The organism is Pseudomonas entomophila (assembly GCF_029193575.1).
Lineage (GTDB): Bacteria > Pseudomonadota > Gammaproteobacteria > Pseudomonadales > Pseudomonadaceae > Aquipseudomonas > Aquipseudomonas entomophila_G.
Genome location: NZ_JARGCS010000038.1, coordinates 1 through 2,972, shown reverse-complemented (window position 1 = coordinate 2,972; position 2,972 = coordinate 1). Strand labels below are relative to the sequence as shown.

At 63.1% G+C, this 2,972-nt stretch carries 2 protein-coding genes and 1 pseudogene; 1 reads left to right on the top strand and 2 read right to left on the bottom strand.

What is annotated here, in order from left to right; genetic code table 11:
• Window positions 1-269, bottom strand: a pseudogene (locus P0Y43_RS18910) (electron transfer flavoprotein subunit alpha/FixB family protein); the annotation flags it as partial.
• Window positions 270-1,019 (bottom strand): electron transfer flavoprotein subunit beta/FixA family protein, encoded by a 750-nt coding sequence (locus tag P0Y43_RS18905; RefSeq protein ID WP_275638782.1) that lies wholly within the window; start codon window positions 1,017-1,019, stop codon window positions 270-272.
• Window positions 1,020-1,563: 544 nt separating this feature from the next.
• Here P0Y43_RS18905 and P0Y43_RS18900 point away from each other — a divergent pair.
• A partial coding sequence (locus P0Y43_RS18900) for an NAD(P)/FAD-dependent oxidoreductase (RefSeq protein ID WP_275638781.1) occupies window positions 1,564-2,972 on the top strand: 1,409 nt, incomplete at its 3' end.

Genomic DNA, 2,972 nt, shown 5'->3' with positions numbered 1-2,972 from the left:
GGGGCCAGCACGTGGCTGTAGCCGCTCGCCAGCTCGACGATCAGCGGCGCGACGTTTTCCGGCAGGGCGTGGGCGTAGGCGGCGTTGTCCGCGACCAGCACCTTGGCAACGCCGGCGATCTTGGCGGCGGACTCAGCGACGCCACCGACGTTCTGGCCTGCGACCAGGACGTGCACATCACCACCGATCTTGGCGGCAGCGGCGACAGTGTTCAGGGTGGCCGGGGCAACGGCACCGTTCTCGTGTTCAGCGACAACCAGGATAGTCATTTAGATTACCTTCGCTTCGTTCTTCAGCTTCTCGACCAGTTCGGCCACCGACTTGACCTTGATACCCGCGCTGCGGGCAGCCGGCGCTTCGACGTTCAGGGTCTTGGTGGTGGAGGCGGTGGAAACGCCCAGCGCGTCTGGCGTCACGGTCTCCAGCGGCTTCTTCTTGGCCTTCATGATGTTCGGCAGCGACGCGTAGCGTGGCTCGTTCAGGCGCAGGTCGGTGGTGACGATCGCCGGCAGGTTCAGCGCGACGGTCTGCAGGCCGCCATCGATCTCGCGGGTGACGTTGAGCTTGTCGCCAGCCACTTCCACCTTGGAGGCGAAGGTGCCCTGGGCGTAGCCGGTCAGCGCAGCCAGCATCTGGCCGGTCTGGTTGTTGTCACTGTCGATGGCCTGCTTGCCAAGGATCACCAGCTGCGGCTGCTCCTTGTCGACGAGGGCCTTCAGGGCCTTGGCCACGGCCAGGGAATTCAGCTCATCGCTGGTCTCGACCAGGATGGCGCGGTCGGCACCCAGCGCCAGCGCGGTGCGCAGTTGCTCCTGGGCGGCGGTCGGGCCGACGGCGACAGCGACGATCTCGGTGGCCAGGCCTTTCTCTTTCAGGCGCACGGCCTCTTCCACGGCGATTTCGCAGAAGGGGTTCATGGACATCTTGACGTTTGCAAGGTCGACGCCGGAGTTGTCCGCCTTGACGCGAACCTTGACGTTGTAGTCGACCACTCGTTTGACAGCTACAAGAACCTTCATGGATTCCTCGTTACTCTCCGGTGAAAAGAATGTCGCCTGGGGCGTGCCCGGCGAATGCGCGTGGGTACAAGGACACCTCTAAAAACGTGGCGCGGCGAGAGAAATTTTCGTGACCGAACAGTCCTGTCGGGACTGTGCGGGCAAAACCCGCGGGTCATTTTCTGTCGTGGCGTGTAGACTCCACTACAAACAGGCTTTCAGCCTGAAATCCCTGCTCTACGCCTGGTCTTTAGGGGTGCACCTGCGCCCGACGGTCTGCCTACGGCGAACGTAAAACCGCTCGTATCTTGACCGTAACACCCAATCCGGTCAATACGGCAAATCGGCCAGCCTCCAGCTGCACCCCTGTGATTTTACTGGGCTGCGGCAAATTCAAACAAACGTTTGTATTGGACCCGCCAAGTGGTGTAGATATAATGCGCGGCCAAGACAAAACGGTGTAGTCCGCCCCCGGCACAGCTACAACAACCGCCCCCGCCGCGTGCGTGTCTTTGAGCACCCATAAGATCAGCAACAGTGATGAGCCTTGAGTAGGAGAGAACCAGTGGAACGCGAATACATGGAATTCGACGTGGTCATCGTCGGCGCCGGCCCGGCGGGCCTGTCCGCCGCCTGCCGGCTGAAGCAGAAGGCCGCCGAAGCCGGTAGCGAGATCAGCGTCTGCGTGGTCGAGAAAGGCTCCGAGGTCGGCGCCCACATTCTCTCCGGCGCGGTATTCGAGCCGCGCGCCCTGAACGAACTGTTCCCCGACTGGAAAGACCTCGGCGCCCCCCTCAACACCGAGGTCAAGCGCGACGACATCTATGTGCTCAAGGACCAGGGCAGCTCGGTCAAGGTGCCCGACCTGTTCGTGCCCAAGACCATGCACAACCAGGGTAACTACATCATCTCCCTGGGCAACCTGTGCCGCTGGCTGGCCCAGCAGGCCGAGAACCTGGGCGTGGAGATCTACCCCGGCTTCGCCGCCCAGGAAGCGCTGTTCGATGACAACGGCGTGGTACGCGGCATCGTCACCGGCGACCTGGGCGTGGACCGTGAAGGCCAGCCCAAGGACGGGCTGTACACGCCGGGCATGGAACTGCGCGCCAAGTACACGCTGTTCGCCGAAGGCTGCCGCGGCCATATCGGCAAGCAGTTGATCAAGCGTTTCAACCTCGACAGCGAAGCCGATGTGCAGCACTACGGCATCGGCCTTAAGGAAATCTGGGAAATCGACCCAGCCAAGCACGAGCAAGGCCTGGTGGTGCACACCGCCGGCTGGCCGCTGGACGTGATGAGCGCCGAGAACACCGGCGGCTCCTTCCTCTACCACCTGGAGAACAACCAGGTGGTGGTCGGCCTGATCGTCGACCTGTCCTACGCCAACCCCTATCTGTCGCCGTTCGACGAGTTCCAGCGCCTGAAGCACCACCCGGTGATCAGCCAGTACCTCGAAGGCGGCAAGCGCATCAGCTACGGCGCCCGCGCCATCTGCAAGGGCGGCCTGAACTCGCTGCCGAAGATGGTGTTCAACGGCGGCGCGCTGATCGGCTGCGACCTGGGCACCCTGAACTTCGCCAAGATCAAGGGCAGTCACACGGCGATGAAATCCGGCATGCTCGCCGCCGACGCGGTGGCCGAGGCGCTGCTCGCCGGCAGCGAGGGCGGCGATGCGCTGAACCGCTACGTCGACGCGTTCAAGGCCAGCTGGCTGTATGACGAGTTGTACGCCAGCCGCAACTTCGGCCCGGCCATGCACAAGTTCGGGCCGATCTTCGGCGCGGCCTTCAACTACGTCGACCAGAACGGGTTCGGCGGCAAGCTGCCGTTCACCCTGCACGACACCAAGCCGGACCACGCCTGCCTGAAGCTGGCCGCCGAGGCGAAAAAGATCGACTACCCGAAACCGGACGGCAAGCTCAGCTTCGACAAGCTCAGCTCGGTATTCCTCTCCAGCACCAACCATGAAGAGGA